Source organism: Cobetia sp., from assembly GCF_983723665.1.
On the sequence record NZ_CFDJES010000261.1, the window covers coordinates 1 to 2,204 of the forward strand.

At 63.8% G+C, this 2,204-nt stretch carries 4 protein-coding genes; all 4 read left to right on the forward strand.

Annotated elements, in window-relative coordinates:
• On the forward strand, window positions 1-252 hold a 252-nt coding region (locus tag AC4FAH_RS14635; protein WP_490246321.1), incomplete at its 5' end, for an HK97 family phage prohead protease.
• A 15-nt stretch (window positions 253-267) separates the two neighbouring features.
• Complete coding sequence (locus AC4FAH_RS14640; RefSeq protein WP_347421342.1) at window positions 268-1,503, forward strand: phage major capsid protein; 1,236 nt, start codon at window positions 268-270, stop codon at window positions 1,501-1,503.
• A gap of 77 nt (window positions 1,504-1,580) precedes the next feature.
• Entirely contained in the window at window positions 1,581-1,910 is a 330-nt protein-coding gene (locus AC4FAH_RS14645) for a head-tail connector protein (RefSeq protein WP_347421343.1), read from the forward strand.
• A gap of 7 nt (window positions 1,911-1,917) precedes the next feature.
• A partial coding sequence (locus tag AC4FAH_RS14650; RefSeq protein WP_490246322.1) for a phage head completion protein occupies window positions 1,918-2,204 on the forward strand: 287 nt, incomplete at its 3' end.

The following is a 2,204-nucleotide window of genomic DNA, read 5'->3' on the forward strand; positions in this document are numbered from 1 at the left end:
TCCAGCTTCGCCTTCCGTGTCGCCCCCGATGGTGACGAGTGGGGCGAGGACGAGCACGGCGTGATCGTGCGCACCATCCACCGATTCAGCCGCCTGCTGGATGTGTCCCCCGTGACCTATCCGGCTTACCCCGATGCGGGCGCCGCCAAGCGGTCGCTCCAAGCCCGTTGCGATGAACTCCGAGAGATCACGCAGCGTGCCGTCAATCAGCGCCGCGCCCGCGAGCGCTTCCTTGAACTCATCAATGCCTGAGCCCGTGGAGGCTACATGAAACTCTCTGAACTGAAGCAGAAGTACTCGGCCATCGCCAAGGACATGCGCAAGATGCATGAAGATGCCGGCGACACCGAATGGAAGGATGAGCAGCGCAGCCAATGGCAGTCCATGAAGAGCGAGCTGGATGGCCTGCAGGACAAGATCGATCGCGAAGAAGCCCTGCGCGATGCGGACCAGCGCTTCGTGCGTGACAACGAAGAGGAGCTGCGTGGCCAGTCTCAGACGCCGGAAGCTGGGCAGTCCCAGGGTCCGAGCGTGGATGAGCAGCGTGCCGCGGCCTTCGATGCTTTCGTGCGTGAAGGCATGGGCAACATGAGCAAGGAGCAACGCGCGATCATGCGTGAGATGCGAGCTCAGGCAGCGGGTGTGGATGACAAGGGCGGCTACACCGTCCCGACCACCATGCTCAACCGCATCCATGAGTCCATGAAGGATTACGGCGGGCTGGCCTCGGTCGCCCAGATCCTGACTACCTCCGACGGCGCCAACATCGAATGGCCGGTGTCTGACGGTACCGGGGAAGAGGGCGAGCTGCTGGGCGAGAATACCGCCGCCAGTGAGCAGGATGTCACCTTCGGCATGCAGAACCTCGGCGCCAAGAAGCTGAGCTCCAAGGTGATCCGTGTCTCCAACGAGCTGCTGCAGGACTCGGCCTTCGACATCGAGGGCTTCCTGGCCTCGCGCATAGGCTCCCGTGTCGGTCGCGCCGAAGCCAAGTACCTGGTGAGCGGTACCGGTGCCGGCACTCCCCAGCAGCCCAAAGGCCTTGCCACCTCGGTCACTGGCACCGTGGCGGCAGCCGCTGCGGCAAGCCTGAACTGGAAGGACATCACCAAGCTGATCCACAGCATTGATCCGGCCTACCGTCGCGCGGCGGGTTTCCGTCTGGGCTTCAACGACAACACCCTGCAGAAGATCACCGAGATGGAAGATGGCCAGGGTCGCCCGCTGTGGCTGCCGGCCGTCGCGGGCCTGGCACCGTCCACGGTACTCGGTCAGTCCTACTTCATTGATCAGGGCTTCGAGGACATGGCCGCGAGCAAGAAATTCATGTTCGCCGGTGATTTCCAGCAGTTCGTGATTCGCCGCATCAACTACATGACGCTCAAGCGCCTGGTCGAGCGCTATGCCGAGTTCGACCAGACGGCCTTCCTCGCCTTCCATCGCTTCGATTGCGTGCTGCAGGACACCGCCGCCATCAAGGCGTTGACCGGCAAGCCGGCCTGATCCCCATCCACCACCTGACACAAGGGCCGCCATCGTGCGGCCCTTGCCTGTTGGGGCCAACCCCATGAGGCATGCCGATGCTCGAGCTGGACATCATCAAGCTGCACGTCCGGCTGGAGCCGGACTTCTCCGAGGACGATCAGCTCCTCGAGACCTATTCCAATGCGGCACGTCGCGTCATTGAAGGACGCACGGGGCGCGCGCTGTATGAAACCCACGACGCCATTCCGGCAGAAGGGGATGAGCACGCGCTGGTCATCGATGACGACATCACCACCGCGATGCTGCTGCTGATTGGCCACTGGTACGAGACCCGCGAAGCCGTGGTCATCGGCACCATCACCTCAGAGGTTCCCATGGCCGTGGGCGCCCTGGTCGATCACTACACCCATTACCACTTCGCATGAGGTGACTATGCGCGCCGGACAGCTTCGCCATCGCGTCACCCTGCTGGGTAGCCGCACCGGGCACCCGCCCAGCTGGCCCACCTTGCGTGAGGTCTGGGCCGAATTCGTGGAGCCCAAGAGTGCCGGGCGTGAAGAGCAGGCGGGTATCCGTGCCCCATCTTCCACGCTGGTGCGCATGCGGCCCCGCGCCGAGCTGGCGGCAGGCCAGATCATCCGCCGCCGCGATGGGGTGCTGTTCATCATCGAATCCATCGACCCGGCACGCAGCATGGTCGAGATTGCCGCGCGTCGCCT